The sequence below is a fragment of the Bacillus cereus G9842 genome, from assembly GCF_000021305.1.
GTDB lineage: Bacteria > Bacillota > Bacilli > Bacillales > Bacillaceae_G > Bacillus_A > Bacillus_A thuringiensis_S.
Genome location: NC_011772.1, coordinates 3,537,401 through 3,554,985, shown reverse-complemented (window position 1 = coordinate 3,554,985; position 17,585 = coordinate 3,537,401). Strand labels below are relative to the sequence as shown.

The window sequence follows — 17,585 nt, the reverse complement described above, 5'->3', positions numbered from 1 at the left end:
AATAGTTAGCTTCCTTATTTTATGGAAAGGGATGAAACCATATGGTTTCATCCCTTTCTTTTTAATATAAAAAATGGGGGAAACGTCATGAAAGAATATAAAAGAATATTGTTACCATTACGACAGGAGAAAATATTAGTTATAGCAGCCATTTGTAGTGGAATTATAGCTGCTATTTTAAACTTATCGCGTCCAATCTTCATGGGGGTAATTGTAGACAATCTTATTCAAAGGGAGTTAAGAAGTGCCTATTTATATATAGCTTTGTTTGCGGGTAGTCGCTTTTTGATGTGGACGAACAATCTTCTATTTGATTATATAAGTTCAAAAGCGAGTCAACGTATATTACAAACGAAACGTATAGAATTATTGCGTCACTATTTCTCATTACCGTTTGAAGAGAGTGAGAAGATCAAGCAAGGGGAGTTAGAAACTTGGGTCGTATCTGATATTCCGAACTGGATCAGATTATATGGCTTTATATTAATAGAGTATATACACGCTATTGCCCAATTTATTGGAGCTTTCATAGCACTACAACATATAGATATACAGTTTATATTGTGGGTAACTCCGTTTTTATTTTTAAGTACAATTGTTCCAATACTGATGGGAAAAAAGGTAAGAGATATTGCAAGCGTTGCTCAAAAAAATCAATCGAGTGTTGTAGAGATGGTGTCACAGTTTGTAAAGGGTATACAAGATTTACGTAGTTTACAAAAAGAAAAATGGGCTATTCGCTTATTTAAAGGAGTAACGGCACAATCTTATAAATCGGAAGTAAAGAAGACGATGATGCAACACTGCACTGGAGTAGTTGGAACAGTGATTGAAACAGGGGCATATATCGTTGTTTTCATTATAGGTTCGCAAAAAATAATGAAGGGAGAAATGGAAGTTGGCTCAATTGTTGCCGTGTTAGCCACAATTGAAATGCTCTTTTTTCCAGTCCGTTACGTTGGCGATTTATTAATGATGACACAAGTTGCAGTCGCTTCGGCAAATAGAATTTTTTCCTTTTTAGATAAACGAGTGGCAGATAGTAAGGTAGAAAGAGCGATGGGGATGACAGTAACAAATGTTTCATTTCAGGAGAATGATGAAGAGAAATGCAGAATTCATAATATTGATTTGCAAATTAATCCTGGTGAATTCGTTATCATTGTCGGAGAAAGTGGTGCAGGAAAAACAACGCTTTTAAAATTAATGACAGGTTTGTATAAACCATCTAACGGTAGTGTTGTTTATTATGGTCAAAAGGCTCGAATGACTACAGTGTGGCAAGAACCTCGTTTTTTCCGAACGACGGTAACAGAGAATATGTATTTCGGGGAAGAGGGTTTAGAAAATCAGTTAGAAAAAAATAGTGAACTTATAAATGCAACGCCGATTATTAGAGGGTTACCTGAAGGGAGTCAAACTGTGCTACATAAAAGCGGTGAAGAGTTTTCAGGAGGCGAAAGAAAACGTCTTGCATTATTACGAGCAATTGGTTCAAATCCGAATCTTATTATTTTAGATGAACCGACTGCGGGGTTAGATCCGAGTAATCAAGAAACTGTTTGGAATATGATTGAAGGACTAGGAAGAGATGTAACGAGAATTGTGGCAACACATGATGTAGAGAAAGTGATACTAGCGGATCGTGTTGTCATAATGAGAGAAGGAAGTATTGTTGCATGTGGAAGTCCTGAAAAATTAATAAATAGTCATTCGTTTTGCAAGAGATGTGAATAAAGATAAGAGCAGTGCCCTTATCTTTATTCAACATCATTTATTTGATATTGGATAGATTCTGAATGATTTAGATCTACGTTAAAAGTAGCAGTCATAAGGAAAGTTGCAATTCCAAGGATTAAGAAAAGGACGAATGAGACTAGAGAGATGTAAAGACAAATACGCCCTACTTTCTTTTTTTTAAGGTCTTTACTAAAGAGTGAAATGATCCATGTAATAATACCGACTGGGTATAAAAGAAAACTAAGAATATATAAAGTTGTTTTTTCGAATGAATTCATAAAAAATCCCCCTTTTGTTGTAGGTTTATAACTACGAGAGTAAAAAGGTGAATGGGTCCATAAGAAGATAAGTAACACTTCATTTATTTTTCTAATTATATGATAAAAAGGAAAAAATTTCACTTTAAATAAGAATATTCTAATTATTTCGACTGTGAATATTTCCAAGCTCGTCCGTATAAGCTAAAATAAGGTATATAGTATTTGGGTAATTAGGTTAATAAGAAGATAAATACGTTAGGGTGATATAAAATGTGGCGGAAGCTTACGATTATTGTAGTGTTACTTTGTTTAGCGGGATATGCAGCTTATGAACAATTTGGTAAAAAAGATCAGGCGGTACAAGGGGAGCAAGAAAAAAGTGAAGCTGCTATGAAAGAGATGATTGCAAGTAATGGTATCGAAATAGGGAAGAGTGCGCCAAACTTTGAATTAACGAAGTTAGATGAAACGAATGTAAAGTTATCGGATTTAAAAGGAAAGAAAGTGATTTTAAACTTTTGGGCAACGTGGTGTGGACCATGTCAGCAAGAAATGCCGGATATGGAAGCTTTCTATAAAGAACATAAAGAGAACGTAGAAATTTTAGCAATAAATTATACGCCTTCAGAAAAAGGTGGAGGAGTAGAAAAGGTAAGCAATTTTGTTAAAGAAAAAGGAATTACTTTTCCTATTTTATTGGACAAGAACATTGATGTGACAACAGCGTATAAAGTAATTACGATTCCAACTTCGTATTTTATAGATACAAAAGGTGTCATTCAAGATAAGTTTATTGGGCCGATGACGCAAAAAGAGATGGAGAAAAGAGTTGCTAAATTAAAATAATGGTGAAAAGGTAGAGGTGGAGAGTTCCCATTTCTGCCTTTTCTTTTTCAAGTAGTAATAACTTCATGATATGATGTAAGGAATATAAACGTTTAGAGATAAAGGAGTGTATGGAGTGGGGAATGTATCCTTACCGTTAGATTATGTTGTAATTGATTTTGAAACAACAGGATTTAACCCTTATAATGATAAAATTATTCAAGTTGCAGCAGTGAAATATCGTAATCATGAATTAGTAGATCAATTTGTTTCATACGTGAATCCAGAGCGGCCAATTCCGGACCGAATAACGAGTTTAACAGGTATTACTAATTATCGCGTTTCAGATGCACCGACGATTGAAGAAGTGTTACCTTTATTTTTAGCATTTTTACATACAAATGTTATTGTGGCCCATAATGCTTCTTTTGATATGCGCTTTTTGAAAAGTAATGTAAATATGCTAGGGCTACCTGAACCTAAAAATAAAGTAATTGATACTGTATTTTTAGCGAAGAAATACATGAAGCATGCGCCTAATCATAAACTTGAAACGTTAAAGCGAATGCTTGGCATTCGTTTAAGTTCTCATAATGCATTTGACGATTGTATTACGTGTGCCGCTGTTTATCAAAAGTGTGCAGCTATTGAAGAAGAAGGGAACCGAAAAGTAAATAAGGCTGTGCTTGATGAAACTGCGGTATACGAAGCGGTGAAAGAAATGCTTGTATGTAATAAACGTAATGTAGAATGGCTACGTTGTATGAATGTAGGAAGTTATTTAGATATAAAAGCTTTTTATCCGGTTATGAGAGTAAAGGTAAAAGGGCGAAAGAAATATGTATTAACAGAAATATTAGAAGATGATGTGAAAGAAATATGTACAAGCTTAAAATGTGAACCAGCGTTAAAAAGTGAAGTTGGTAATACGAGAATTATGCTTAATAGCTTAGAGGATGTTATGAAATTAGAAAGTTATATTTTAGAACAGTATGATTTTGTGTTACAGGCGTTTCATGATTATAAAGAAAATGAAATGAATGCAGATGAAAAGTTGAAAGAGTATTTAAATATTATAGTATGAAAAACTCCGTGTGCAATATATTGTACACAGAGTTTTTTTAGGAGTACTAAAACATAAAATTTTCTTACAAATCTGATTAAAGAGTTTTTCGTTTGCTCATACTATGTAATAAGAAAGCGAAGGAGAGAGGGTGAACAACATGAGAAGAAGTCGCCGTAAATCGTTTGAAGAACTTGTAAATGAAAATAAACAACAATTATTAAGCGATCGTGATGCAATTGATCGCATTGAAGAGCGCATCGAAAAACGTTATGAAATGAAACTTTTTAAGCAAGCTGAATAATTCTTAACACTAGTACGATACTAGTGTTAAGGAGGCGATAGTAATGGGTAATCCGAAAAAAAATTCAAAAGACTTTGCACCAAATCATATTGGAACACAATCGAAAAAAGCTGGTGGAAATAAAGGAAAGCAAATGCAAGATCAAACAGGTAAACAACCGATTGTTGATAACGGTTAAAAAGGAGAATGTTATCATTCTTCTTTTTTGTGAGGAAATGAAAGATGAGTTTTTAGCAGTAATATGAAAAAAAGGGCTGACTTTTGTCAGCCCTTTTTCGTAATCGTGAAATTTTCAACGAGTAAACGCCAATTTTGCGGGAATGGTAAACCGATTTTCCAGTAACTAATACCACCTATACCTTGTTCTTTCATTAAATTGAATTTACTTTGAACAGACCGTGAATCTTCAAACCAAACTTCGTGTTGCACGCCGTTTTCATCAAAATAATTAAAATGAGGAGCTTGGGCTGTGAAATCATAACGAATAGGAACATTATATTTACGAGCTAGTGCAACAGCTGCGACGGAGCTAATTGCTTTTGCAGGTGGATTTCCTTGTTTAAATGGAAGTTTCCAATCAAACCCGTATAAATTTTGCCCCATCATAATTTTTTGTGGAGGCATTTGAGATTTTGCATATTGAAGTACTTCTTTCACTGGACCGATAGGAGAAATCGCCATCGGTGGCCCGCCCTGCCATCCCCAGTCATATGTCATAATGACGACGAAATCAACAATTTGCCCTTGCGCTTTATAATCATGAGCTTCGAAAAATTTGCCCTTTTGATTGGAACTTGTTTTCGGTACGAGAGTTGTGCTCAATGTGTACCCACTAGGTAAGCGTGTTTTTACATTTCGTAAAAAGCGATTATACGCCTCGCGGTCTTCAGGTGCTACACTTTCGAAATCGAAATGAATGTCTCGCATGCCATATTTTTCAGCTGTTTGCAAAATGTTAGTAATAAATTTGTTTTGAATCGTTGCGTCGCGTAAAATAACTGATGTTAGATCGGCACTGAAATTACCATTTTCAATATTTGTAATAACGAGCATAGGGATTGTTTTACCTTGCGTTGCAATATTAGCAATTTTAGCTGTTTCAGTAGGTTCTTTTAATGTGCCATCTCTTTTTGCCTCAAAACTAAAATAGGCTAAGTATGTTAAAAATGGATTGATGGCGCGTGTCGCATTAACTAAACTCTCTTTAATCGGTATAGTTGAAGGTTGTAAATAAGCGATGGATTCTACAGCTCGTTTTGTGCCTTTTGGTACATATAATTGTTGTCCGACATGGAGAATAGATTTTAAAGATAAATTATTAACTTTAGCTAAACTAGCGAGGGGGACATTATATGTTTGAGAAATTCGATATAGGCTGTCACCAGGCTGTACATAATAATTATTTCCTTTCGTATTAACGATAAGTGCCTGACCAACAACGAGCGTTTCAGCTGGATTTAGTCCATTGTCTTTTACTATTTCGTCAGGTGTTGATCCATATTTTGATGCCAAGCTATATACGCTATCACCACTACGAACAGTTACAATTTGAATCATATGCTGGCTCCTTTCAGTAAAAGATTCACTGTTTTTATTTTATTTTTGATGTTACTGTATTATGATTAAATGTATGCAAGGTAGCAGAAGTGAAAGAAGGCGAATACATATGTTTGTAGCAGAACATGAAGTTGAAATCCGTTATGCGGAAACAGATCAAATGGGTGTTGTTTACCATTCAAACTACTTAGTGTGGCTTGAGTTAGGTCGCACGAAACTTATACAAGATTTAGGTTTTTCATATGTTGAAATGGAGAAAGAAGGAATTATTTCTCCTGTGTTAGATTTACAAATTTCATATCGTAAAGCGATGCGTTATGGAGAAAAGGCAATCGTAAAAACATGGGTCGATACTGTGAGCCCGCTTCGCGTTGTATATGGATATGAAATATATAATGGTGATGGTGATCTTTGTATTACTGCAAGTACGACGAATATTTGTGCGAAAAAAGAAGGGTTCCGCCCTATATCATTTAAAAAGTTATATCCTGAGTGGTATGCGAAATATGAGGAAATTAAGAAAAAATAAAAAAGCGTGGCAGAAGCCGCGCTTTTTTATTTTTCATAATTAAATTGTGGGAAGTCGTCACCTTCATGAAGTGTAACAGATAAATTATGTCCATCGAAGAACCATTCATCATCGCCTTCAATAAAGAAGTTAATACCTTCTTCTTGAATTTGAACAGCAGGGTGTGCAGGATCATCTTTACGAATACCTAAAGAAAGTCCTTTTTGCACAGTACTGCAACCACCGTATTGTACGAAAAAGCGTAGTGTTTCATTTGATTGTAAGTTTAATTCATTTTTATACCATTGTGCTGCTTCTTTTGTTACGGAAAGATTCATGTATAGTTCCTCCAAGTTATGTTGCTTTTTCTTTAGTATAAAAAATAACGCAAAAAGACGCTATTAATATGCTTCACGTTTTCTTTTTGCGTTATGTGGGTTACGATCTTATTTTTGCTTTTTTGAAAAGTTTGCTTTTGGTTCAGTTTTATTTATAATTCGTCCGATATTTGCACGGTGTTTATAAATAACCATACCTGCTAATAAACACATCGCAATAATGAAGATTTTATCCCCGCTAACAATGGATGCAATAACAGCAACAACTGCTGTTACCATAGAAGAAAGTGATACGTATCTTGTTGTAAATAAAAGGGTGAAAAATACAACAGCCAATATTGCAAAAACAACTGGTGAATAGCATAATAGCACCCCAGCAGAAGTTGCAACTGCTTTACCACCACGGAATTTCGCGAAGATCGGGTAGACATGTCCAAGAACAGCCGCTAACCCGAACCATAGTGGGTGAATATCTAATCCGAAAATCATTGGTAGACTTGTTGCTAATGTCCCTTTTAAAATGTCAGCAATTGTAACGGTAAAACCTGCTTTTTTCCCTAATGTACGGAATGTGTTTGTTCCGCCTAGATTACCGCTCCCGTGCTCACGAATATCGATTCCGTAGCCAATTTTTCCAACAACTAGTGCAAATGGAATCGAGCCAAGCAAGTAGGCAACGATAAATAAAAGATATGTAGTAACCATAAGTTCAGTCTCCTTTATTCAAATGTGTTGATAAAGGGTAAAAAGAGTTTTTCCCGTATATTGTACCATACATTTGTAAAGAGCACATTTCTTTTTTGTAAATGAAAAATTCATTATTTCGTGAAAAAAATTTCACAGTAATGTTACATTTCTCACAGAAACAGCAAGACTATATGTAGTAACATTTTAATCAAAAGACAACAACATATTGGTGGAGGGTTATAAATGTTACAAAATAATACACGTGGAGAAGAATTAATGAAAGTGTTCGAGACGATAGTCCACGGCAATGAACAAGATTTAATGCAAGAAAATGCAAACGTAGACGGCCGCTCTCCAATGGGTGTAATGGGAACATTCGCATCTGAGAGTGCAAAATATTATGCTGTTGAGAATTTATTGTCAGATCAAGTGAAAAAAGCGATAAATGAAAATATATTATATCCACATGATTTAGATTTTTATGCGACAGGAACGACGACTTGTTCGCAAATTCCGTTAGCGCAAATGCTTGCTAACGGTTTTCATACTGGACATGGACATATGAGACAACCACAAGACATTAAAAGTGCATTGGCTCTTTCGTCTATTATTTTTCAAGCGAATCAAAATATGCAGCATGGCGGTCAATCGTTTGCACTCTTTGATATTGATTTAGCACCTTATGTACGAAAAACAATTGAGAGACATAAAAAACGATTACAATCATATCCGCTTACGAAAGAACAAATAGAAGAATTTGCATGGAAAGAAACGGAAAATGATACGTATCAAGCGTGTGAGGCTTTCGTTCATAATTCGAATAGTATGCATAGTAGGGGCGGAGGACAAGTACCGTTTATTTCTATTAATTACGGAACAGATACATCAAAAGAAGGAAGAATGTTAATTAAACAACTATTAAAAGCAACACAAGCTGGACTTGGTAAAGGAGAGACACCAATTTTTCCGATTCAAATTTTCAAGATGAAAAAAGGTGTGAATTTTGAAGAAAGTGATCCGAATTACGATTTATTTGAATTAGCATTAGAGACAACTGCAGAGCGATTATTCCCTAACTTTTCATTTTTAGATGCTCCGTTTAATGCAGTGCATTATGATGGAAGACCAGAAAGTGAAGTATGTTACATGGGATGTCGTACCCGTGTTATGTCTAATATACATGGAGAAGAAACCGCGATTGGTAGAGGGAATTTATCATTTACGTCTATCAACTTAGTGAAATTAGCGTTAATTAGTGGTTCAAAAGAAGCATTTTTTGAAGCGCTAAACTACTATTTAGATTTAGGAATTAAGCAGTTATTAGAAAGATTTGCGTATCAATGTACGAAGCGAGCAAGAGATTTTCAGTTTTTATATTCACAAGGTGTATGGCGTGGTGGAGAAGCATTGCAGCCTGAAGACTCCGTAGCTTCGATTTTAAAACAAGGGACGTTAAGTGTTGGTTTTATCGGTCTTGCGGAATGTTTAGTAGCTTTAACAGGAAAGCATCATGGGGAAGATGAAGAATCATGGAAACTTGGGTACGAAATTATTTCCTTTATGAGAGATAGAATGGATAAAGCGACAGAAGAACATCAACTAAATTTCTCGATAATTGCAACTCCAGCAGAAGGATTATCAGGAAAGTTTGTGAAAAAAGATAGAGAAGAATTTGGCGTGATTAGCGGTATAACGAACCATAATTACTATACGAATTCATTCCATATTCCAGTTTATTATAACATTCAAGCGATAAATAAAATCCGTTTAGAAGGCCCGTTCCATGCTCTCTGTAATGGAGGACACATTACGTATATTGAACTGGACGGAGCAGCGATGCATAACAAAAAGGCATTAAAACAAATTATACAAGCCATGGCAGAACATGGCGTTGGATACGGTTCAATTAATCATCCTGTTGACCGTTGTAAGTGCTGTAGTTATCACGGGGTTATTGGAAATGAATGTCCAAGTTGCGGGAATGAAGATGAGGCTAATATAGAAAGAATTCGCCGTATAACAGGCTATCTTGTAGGAGATATGTCGAAGTGGAATAGTGCGAAACGTAGTGAAGAGATAGATCGGGTGAAACATAAATGAAAGTGATGAATATTATTCATGATAGTGTAGTAGATGGAGAAGGATTGCGGACAGTCGTGTTTTTTGCGGGCTGTCCGCATCGTTGTGTCGGTTGCCATAATCCGAAATCGTGGAATATTTGCAACGGAACGGAAATGACAGTAGAAGAAATTGTGAAAGAGATTGCAAGTAATCCATTAACTGATGTAACATTTTCAGGTGGAGATCCATTTTTTCAAGCTGCTGAAGTGAAAAAGGTAGCAAAAATCGTGAAAGATTTGAAAAAAAACCTATGGATGTATACAGGTTATACGTTAGAAGAGATACAGAGTTCCCAAAATAATGATATGATAGAGTTGTTACATTATGGGGATGTTTTAGTCGATGGAAGGTTTGAAATTGAGAAAAAAGATTTAACACTTCCATTTCGCGGAAGCTCCAATCAACGTATTATTCGATTGAAAGAGTAAAAAGGCGGGATAGATTATATGAATAAAACAGTATTGCTTGTTGAAGACGAAAGAAGATTACGTGAAATTGTTAGTGATTATTTTCGTAATGAAGGCTTTGAAGTAATCGAAGCAGAAGATGGAAAGAAAGCGTTAGAGTTATTTGCAGAGCATGAAATTGATTTAATTATGTTAGATATTATGTTACCGGAAATAGATGGATGGTCTGTTTGTAGACGAATTAGAAAAGAATCAGCAGTACCAATTATTATGTTGACAGCACGTTCGGATGAGGATGATACATTGCTAGGTTTCGAATTAGGTGCAGACGAGTATGTAACGAAACCATTTAGTCCGAAAGTGTTAGTAGCTCGTGCAAAGACGTTATTGAAACGTGCGGATGGCGCGGTAGGAGTAGCGGAAGAAAATGCTATGTCTTTAGCTGGAATTGAAGTGAATCGTCTATCTAGAACTGTTTTAGTAGATGGAGAAGAAATTATATTGACACATAAAGAATTTGAACTTCTCGTTTATTTAATGGAGAACAAAGGAATCGTATTATCACGTCAACATTTATTAGACCAGTTATGGGGATATGACTATTACGGTGATGACCGAACGGTTGATACCCATATTAAAAAACTTCGAAATAAGTTAGGAGATAAAGCGAAGCATATCGGTACTGTTATTCGAGTTGGTTATAAATTTGAAGAATAATCTAGAACAATTTGTGTAATTTAGCCTAGGAAAATGGCAATTTTATACTCTCTTTTGAAGGTAGAATGTACAAAAAATACTTTTCTTGTCTACAATGTTAGATAGGAGTATTTTTTTAATTGGATTTCACGATGAGTTCACAAGAAGGACACAAAACGTGACTATACTGAAAATACGAATTCACCAGAGAGGGGAAATAAAACATGGGATATTACGACGGACCAAATTTAAATGAAGAGCATAGTGAAACGAGAGAAGTGAGAAAATCAGGTAGTAAAAAAGGCTATTTCTTCACAGGTTTAGTGGGAGCTGTAGTCGGAGCGGTTTCGATTAGTTTTGCAGCACCATATATGCCATGGGCTCAAAATAATGGAGCACCAGTATCATCATTTAGTTCGGATTCAAAAGTAGAAGGTACTGTAGTTCCTGTTGTAAATAAAGCGAAAAATGAAACTGATTTACCTGGTATGATTGAAGGAGCGAAAGATGTTGTTGTAGGCGTTATTAATATGCAACAAAGCGTTGATCCATTTGCAATGCAACCGACAGGTCAAGAACAACAAGCTGGTTCAGGATCAGGTGTTATTTATAAAAAAGCAGGAAATAAAGCATATATTGTAACAAACAACCACGTAGTAGATGGAGCGAATAAACTTGCTGTAAAGCTAAGTGATGGTAAAAAGGTAGATGCAAAGTTAGTAGGGAAAGATCCTTGGTTAGACTTAGCTGTTGTTGAAATTGATGGGGCTAATGTAAATAAAGTTGCAACTTTAGGTGACTCAAGTAAACTTCGTGCGGGTGAAAAAGCGATTGCAATCGGTAACCCACTTGGATTTGACGGAAGTGTAACGGAAGGTATAATCAGTAGTAAAGAACGCGAAATCCCAGTTGATATTGATGGGGATAAACGCCCAGATTGGCAAGCACAAGTTATTCAAACAGATGCAGCGATTAATCCTGGTAACAGTGGTGGTGCATTATTTAACCAAAACGGTGAAATAATTGGGATTAATTCAAGTAAAATTGCACAACAAGAAGTTGAAGGAATTGGATTTGCTATTCCAATTAATATCGCAAAGCCAGTTATTGAATCACTTGAAAAAGACGGAGTAGTAAAACGTCCAGCTCTTGGAGTAGGTGTCGTTTCGTTAGAAGATGTGCAAGCTTATGCAGTCAATCAATTGAAAGTACCGAAAGAAGTAACTAATGGTGTTGTATTAGGTAAAATTTACCCAATATCACCGGCAGAAAAAGCTGGTTTAGAGCAATATGATATTGTCGTAGCATTAGATGATCAAAAAGTAGAAAATTCACTTCAATTCCGTAAATATTTATATGAAAAGAAAAAAGTAGGCGAGAAAGTAGAAGTCACATTCTACCGTAACGGTCAAAAAATGACGAAAACAGCTACTTTAGCAGATAATTCAGCTACAAAGAATCAATAATCGAAATAAAAGAAAGTCTCTTTCATATTGAAAGAGACTTTCTTTATCGGCTATACTAAAGGAATAGGAGGGATTAATTATGACAATTGAAAACCCAACTCGTACGGAAATTGGTGAAGTGTTAAAGAAAAGCAAAACAATTGCGGTTGTTGGATTATCAGATAAGCCAGAACGTACATCGTATATGGTTTCAAAAGCAATGCAAGATGCTGGATACCGCATTATTCCAGTTAATCCAACAGTAAATGAGGTGCTTGGAGAAAAGGCAGTTTCTTCACTAAAGGATATTAAGGAACACGTTGACATTGTAAATGTATTTCGTCGCTCAGAGTTTTTAATGGATGTTGCAAAAGAATTTGTCGAGATTGATGCAGATGTTTTTTGGGCACAATTAGGAGTACAAGATGAAGATACATATAAACTTTTAAAAGAAAAAGACTATACTGTAATAATGGATCGTTGTATTAAAGTAGAACATGCGATGACAAAATAGTATAGACTTAAAGTTAGAAAGATTGATTCAGCCCTCATTATAGATAAGTAGGGCCGATGAACGAGGTGTTCATCATGAGATTTTTTAAAGGCTGTTTTTGGGGATTGTTATTTGTAATCCCATTTTGGATTTTGATCATTTGGATCATAATAAAGGTTTGGAATGTGTAATCTTGGAATACATATCCATTTCTCGTTGACAAACGATTATTTTTCTGAAATAGTAGCCTAGAGGAATCCTTGTGAGAAAACAAGGATTTTTCTATTGAAAATGGTATATAAAAGAGATAAGATAACTTGCCAAAACTATAGTCGAGGCGTTATTCTATAATAGAAACATATGTTCTGATTTTGGATTAGGAAAGGGGCAAGGAGTTTGGCGAAGCATCAGTTCCAATATAATGAAGATGCGATTCAAGTGTTAGAAGGACTTGAAGCCGTTCGAAAACGCCCGGGTATGTATATCGGGAGTACGGATAGCCGTGGATTGCATCATTTAGTATATGAAATAGTAGATAACTCCGTTGACGAGGCGTTAGCGGGATTTGGCGACGAAATTTCTGTCGTAATACATAAAGATAATAGTATTAGCGTTATAGATAAAGGGCGAGGAATGCCTACGGGAATGCATAAACTTGGGAAACCTACACCTGAAGTTATTTTAACTGTACTTCATGCAGGTGGTAAGTTTGGTCAAGGTGGCTATAAAACGAGTGGTGGTTTACACGGTGTTGGGGCATCAGTTGTAAACGCCTTGTCAGAATGGTTAGTAGTAACAATTAAACGTGATGGTAACATTTATGAACAACGCTTTGAAAATGGTGGCGTTCCTGCAACAACGTTAGAGAAAATCGGGAAAACAAAAGAGTCTGGTACAACAATGCATTTCAAACCAGATACAACGATTTTTAGTACGACAAATTACAATTATGAAACATTATGTGAGAGATTACGTGAATCTGCATTCTTATTAAAAGGAATGAAAATCTCAATAAAAGACGAACGTAATGATTTAGAAGATATATTTCATTATGAAACAGGAATTGAAGCTTTCGTTTCATATTTAAACGAAGAAAAAGATTCAATTCACCCGGTTGTATATTTCACTGGTGAACAAAACGGGATTGAAGCAGAACTAGCATTCCAGTTTAATGATGGTTACTCAGAAAATATTCTTTCGTTTGTAAATAACGTACGTACAAAAGATGGTGGAACACACGAAGCTGGATTTAAAACAGCAATGACGCGTGTGTTCAATGAGTATGCTCGTAAAGTTTCATTATTAAAAGAAAAAGATAAAAATTTAGAAGGTACAGATATTCGTGAAGGTGTAGCGGCTATCGTTTCTGTACGTGTACCAGAAGAAGTACTGCAGTTTGAAGGACAAACGAAAGGGAAACTTGGTACAAGTGAAGCTCGTTCTTCTATTGATGCCATTGTATCAGAGCATCTAGCTTACTTTTTAGAGGAAAACCCGGATGTAGCTACACTTCTTGTGAGAAAGGCAGTTAAAGCAGCGCAAGCACGTGAGGCTGCTCGTAAAGCGAGAGAAGAAGCACGTAGTGGTAAGAAAAAGAAAAAATCAGAAGGTACTTTAAGCGGGAAGTTAACACCTGCACAATCACGTAACCCTCAGAAAAACGAATTGTATTTAGTAGAGGGTGACTCGGCTGGCGGTTCAGCAAAGCAAGGGCGAGATCGTCGTTTTCAGGCGGTACTACCATTGCGTGGTAAAGTAATTAATACGGAGAAAGCAAAGCTTGCTGATATTTTTAAGAATGAAGAGATTAATACAATTATTTATGCAATTGGCGGCGGTGTAGGAAATGAATTCGCTGTTGAAGATATTAACTACGATAAAGTTGTTATTATGACCGATGCAGATACGGATGGAGCTCATATTCAAGTATTGTTATTAACGTTCTTCTACAGATATATGAAGCCACTTATCGAAGCCGGTAAAGTGTTTATCGCACTTCCTCCTTTATACAAGGTAAGTAAAGGGAAAGGTAAGAGTGAGGTAATTGAATACGCTTGGTCAGATGAGGAATTAGACGGTGTAACGAAAAAAGTTGGCAAAGGCTATATGTTACAACGTTATAAAGGACTTGGTGAAATGAATGCGGATCAATTATGGGAAACAACAATGAATCCTGAAACGCGTACATTAATTCGCGTGAAAATTGATGATGCAGCAAGAGCAGAGCGTCGCGTTACAACATTAATGGGCGATAAAGTAGAACCGCGCCGTAAATGGATTGAACGTAATGTACAGTTTGGTATGCAAGAAGAAGGAAATATTTTAGAAAATGAAATGATTATGGAGACGGAGGTGGAATAACATGCAAGCAGAGAAGTTTCATGACCTCCCGCTTGAAGACGTGTTAGGTGACCGCTTTGCACGTTATAGTAAATATATTATTCAAGATCGTGCACTTCCAGATGCACGTGATGGCTTAAAGCCAGTACAAAGACGTATTTTATATTCTATGTATGTAGAAGGTAATGTACATGATAAAGCGTTTCGTAAATCAGCTAAAACAGTAGGTAATGTTATTGGTAATTATCATCCACATGGAGATTCCTCTGTATATGAAGCAATGGTTCGCTTAAGCCAAACTTGGAAAGTACGTAATGTTTTAGTTGAAATGCATGGTAATAACGGTAGTGTTGATGGGGACCCAGCGGCAGCGATGCGTTATACGGAAGCTCGTTTATCACCAATCGCATCTGAATTATTACGTGATCTTGATAAAGAAACAGTTGAATTCGTGTCAAACTTTGATGATACGAGTGAAGAACCGGTTGTATTACCAGCAGCGTTCCCGAATTTATTAGTAAACGGATCTACAGGAATTTCCGCTGGTTATGCAACAGAAATTCCTCCGCATCATCTTGGAGAAGTTATTGACGCTACAATGATGCGTATTGATAAGCCAAATAGTACTGTTGATGATTTATTAACAGTTATGAAAGGACCAGATTTCCCAACAGGCGGTATTATTCAAGGGATTGATGGTATTAAAAAGGCGTATGAAACAGGAAAAGGTAAAATTATTATTCGCGGAAAAGCAGAAATTGAAACAGTGCGCGGTGGGAAACAACAAATTGTAATCACTGAAATTCCTTACGAAGTGAATAAGGCAAACCTTGTAAAGAAAATGGATGAATTACGTCTAGATAAAAAGTTAGATGGCATTGCTGAAGTACGTGATGAGACGGATCGTACTGGTTTACGAATCGTTGTTGAATTAAAGAAAGAAGTAAACGCCGAAGGTATTTTAAATTATTTATATAAAAATACAGATTTACAAATTCCATATAACTTTAATATGGTAGCGATCAATAATCGCCGTCCAACACTTATGACATTACCGAAAATTTTGGATGCTTATATTGGACATCAAAAAGAGGTTATTACGAGACGTTCACAATATGAATTAAGAAAAGCAGAAAATCGTCAACATATTGTAGAAGGTTTAAAGAAGGCATTATCGATTTTAGACCAAGTAATCGAGACAATTCGAGCTTCAAAAGATAAACGTAATGCGAAAGATAATTTAAGTGCAAAATTTGGCTTTACAGAAGCACAAGCAGAAGCAATTGTATCCTTGCAATTATATCGCTTAACGAATACAGACATTACGGCGTTACAAGAAGAAGCAGATGAGCTTAATAAGAAAATTCTAGAGCTACAGTCAATTTTACAAAGTGAAAAAAGATTACTTCAAGTCATTAAAACTGATTTGAAGAGAGTTAAGAAAACATATAGTGATGATCGCCGTGCTATTATTGAAGAACAAATTGAAGAAATTAAAATAGACGTAGAAGTGATGATTCCACAAGAAGATGTCATCGTTACTGTAACGAAAGAAGGATATGTGAAACGTACTGGATGGCGCTCACATAATGCATCAAACGGCAAAGACTTCGGTATGAAAGAGGGTGACATCTTACTTGAACGATTCGATACGAATACGACTGAAACAGTTCTTTTATTCACAAGTAAAGGGAACTATATATATCTTCCAGTATACGAAATGCCAGATATTCGTTGGAAAGATTTAGGTCAGCACGTTGCAAATATCGTTTCACTCGACCGAGATGAAACGATCATTTGGGTAACGGTTGTACCGAACTTTGAGGAAGAAAAACGATTTATCGTATTTGTAACACGAAATGGTATGATAAAGAAAACAGAATTAAATCAATATAAAGTTCAGCGTTATTCAAGGGCATTCGTTGCTGTAAACTTGAAAAAAGGTGATGAAGTTGTCGATATATTTGCGACAGATGGAACGAGTGATATCGTTCTTGCTACACATGGTGCATATGCACTTATTTTCCATGAAGATGAAGTAAGTCCAGTCGGTGTAAGAGCTGCTGGTGTGAAAGCAATTAATTTAAAAGAAGATGACTATGTCGCTTCTGGTAAACCGTTAAATGGTGACAAAGATCAACTTATTCTCGTAACGCAGCGCGGTGCTGTAAAACGTCTAAAAGCATCAGAAATTGAGAAATCAACGAGGGCGAAACGAGGTCTTGTTATTTTCAAAGAGTTAAAACGTAATCCATACCGCATTGTCGGTATTGAAATTGTTCGGGACGATGAATTAGTTTATATGAAGACAGAAAAAAATATTGTAGAAGAGATTGATCCGAAAGCGTATCGAAATAAAGACCGGTATAGTAATGGTAGCCTAGTGCTAGATGTTAATGATACTGGTGAAGTAGTAGAAACGTGGACGAAAAAACGATCGGAGTAAAGTGAAACTATAATCAGTGGGGATTTTGTTCATCCCCACTGATTATTAGTTGAACCAATCGGACTTTAACGGGCAGTTGGTCTCCCATCTAACTCCTTCGCGGTCGGGAGCCTTACTGCCCGTTAAAGCGGGTTAAAAAAGCATCTTGCTATGAATAGTAGCAAGATGCTTTTTTCTAGGCAATTTATTATGTAAATAATAATAATCTTGTTATAATAACTGAATGAAATCGTTCTCATAAAGTGAAACTTTAATCAATGGGGATTTTCTTTATCCCCACTGATTATTAGTTGAACCAATCGGGCTTTAACGAGCAGTTGACTCCTCACCTAATTTCTTAGCTTTCGCTGGATTT

17 protein-coding genes are annotated in these 17,585 nt (G+C 35.9%); 13 read left to right on the top strand and 4 right to left on the bottom strand.

The window, feature by feature from the left end; translation table 11 throughout:
- Positions 1-87 precede the first annotated feature (87 nt).
- Positions 88-1,737: an ABC transporter ATP-binding protein gene (locus BCG9842_RS17715; RefSeq protein ID WP_000666386.1), complete on the top strand. Its 1,650-nt coding sequence runs from the start codon at positions 88-90 to the stop codon at positions 1,735-1,737.
- A gap of 23 nt (positions 1,738-1,760) precedes the next feature.
- Here the strand turns inward: BCG9842_RS17715 and BCG9842_RS17710 are convergent, their stop codons facing one another.
- The gene (locus BCG9842_RS17710; RefSeq protein WP_001083889.1) at positions 1,761-2,018 is read right to left on the bottom strand and encodes a hypothetical protein; all 258 of its coding nucleotides are present in this window, start codon (positions 2,016-2,018) and stop codon (positions 1,761-1,763) included.
- Between the two features lie 252 nt (positions 2,019-2,270).
- Between BCG9842_RS17710 and BCG9842_RS17705 the strand changes: the two genes are divergently transcribed.
- The 4 genes from BCG9842_RS17705 (at position 2,271) to sspN (ending at position 4,370) form a co-directional block, all read left to right on the top strand.
- Positions 2,271-2,846, top strand: a complete 576-nt coding sequence (locus BCG9842_RS17705; protein WP_000269059.1) for a redoxin domain-containing protein — start codon at positions 2,271-2,273, stop codon at positions 2,844-2,846.
- 115 nt (positions 2,847-2,961) lie between these two features.
- Entirely contained in the window at positions 2,962-3,909 is a 948-nt protein-coding gene (locus BCG9842_RS17700) for a 3'-5' exonuclease (protein ID WP_000528759.1), read from the top strand.
- A 139-nt stretch (positions 3,910-4,048) separates the two neighbouring features.
- Positions 4,049-4,192, top strand: coding sequence for an FbpB family small basic protein (locus BCG9842_RS17695; RefSeq protein WP_001254699.1), 144 nt, complete (start codon positions 4,049-4,051; stop codon positions 4,190-4,192).
- Positions 4,193-4,235: 43 nt separating this feature from the next.
- The gene (gene sspN / locus BCG9842_RS17690; protein WP_000527987.1) at positions 4,236-4,370 is read left to right on the top strand and encodes an acid-soluble spore protein SspN; all 135 of its coding nucleotides are present in this window, start codon (positions 4,236-4,238) and stop codon (positions 4,368-4,370) included.
- Positions 4,371-4,456: 86 nt separating this feature from the next.
- Here the strand turns inward: sspN and BCG9842_RS17685 are convergent, their stop codons facing one another.
- Positions 4,457-5,749: a glycosyl hydrolase family 18 protein gene (locus BCG9842_RS17685; protein WP_000614855.1), complete on the bottom strand. Its 1,293-nt coding sequence runs from the start codon at positions 5,747-5,749 to the stop codon at positions 4,457-4,459.
- A gap of 109 nt (positions 5,750-5,858) precedes the next feature.
- On the opposite strand from BCG9842_RS17685, the gene BCG9842_RS17680 reads away from it, so the two are divergent.
- Positions 5,859-6,278 carry an acyl-CoA thioesterase gene (locus BCG9842_RS17680; RefSeq protein ID WP_000495806.1) on the top strand — a complete coding sequence of 140 codons (420 nt, stop codon included), beginning with the start codon at positions 5,859-5,861 and terminating at the stop codon, positions 6,276-6,278.
- A 26-nt stretch (positions 6,279-6,304) separates the two neighbouring features.
- Here the strand turns inward: BCG9842_RS17680 and BCG9842_RS17675 are convergent, their stop codons facing one another.
- Positions 6,305-6,595, bottom strand: coding sequence for a HesB/YadR/YfhF family protein (locus tag BCG9842_RS17675; protein WP_001054452.1), 291 nt, complete (start codon positions 6,593-6,595; stop codon positions 6,305-6,307).
- Between the two features lie 108 nt (positions 6,596-6,703).
- Positions 6,704-7,300 (bottom strand): glycerol-3-phosphate 1-O-acyltransferase PlsY, encoded by a 597-nt coding sequence (gene plsY, locus BCG9842_RS17670; protein ID WP_000258974.1) that lies wholly within the window; start codon positions 7,298-7,300, stop codon positions 6,704-6,706.
- 225 nt (positions 7,301-7,525) lie between these two features.
- Between plsY and BCG9842_RS17665 the strand changes: the two genes are divergently transcribed.
- The 7 genes from BCG9842_RS17665 (at position 7,526) to parC (ending at position 17,230) form a co-directional block, all read left to right on the top strand.
- Positions 7,526-9,382 carry an anaerobic ribonucleoside triphosphate reductase gene (locus BCG9842_RS17665; protein ID WP_000940081.1) on the top strand — a complete coding sequence of 619 codons (1,857 nt, stop codon included), beginning with the start codon at positions 7,526-7,528 and terminating at the stop codon, positions 9,380-9,382.
- Positions 9,379-9,831: an anaerobic ribonucleoside-triphosphate reductase activating protein gene (nrdG, locus tag BCG9842_RS17660; protein WP_000867078.1), complete on the top strand. Its 453-nt coding sequence runs from the start codon at positions 9,379-9,381 to the stop codon at positions 9,829-9,831. Before BCG9842_RS17665 ends, nrdG begins: the two co-directional genes overlap by 4 nt.
- Before the next feature lie 18 nt (positions 9,832-9,849).
- On the top strand, positions 9,850-10,527 hold the full coding sequence (locus BCG9842_RS17655) for a response regulator transcription factor (protein ID WP_001044679.1): 678 nt from the start codon (positions 9,850-9,852) through the stop codon (positions 10,525-10,527).
- Between the two features lie 203 nt (positions 10,528-10,730).
- Complete coding sequence (locus BCG9842_RS17650) at positions 10,731-11,972, top strand: S1C family serine protease (RefSeq protein WP_000542642.1); 1,242 nt, start codon at positions 10,731-10,733, stop codon at positions 11,970-11,972.
- Positions 11,973-12,051: 79 nt separating this feature from the next.
- Entirely contained in the window at positions 12,052-12,465 is a 414-nt protein-coding gene (locus tag BCG9842_RS17645) for a CoA-binding protein (RefSeq protein ID WP_000151394.1), read from the top strand.
- A gap of 375 nt (positions 12,466-12,840) precedes the next feature.
- Entirely contained in the window at positions 12,841-14,805 is a 1,965-nt protein-coding gene (gene parE, locus BCG9842_RS17640) for a DNA topoisomerase IV subunit B (protein WP_001062195.1), read from the top strand.
- A 1-nt stretch (position 14,806) separates the two neighbouring features.
- Entirely contained in the window at positions 14,807-17,230 is a 2,424-nt protein-coding gene (parC, locus tag BCG9842_RS17635) for a DNA topoisomerase IV subunit A (protein ID WP_001147461.1), read from the top strand.
- Positions 17,231-17,585: the final 355 nt, after the last annotated feature.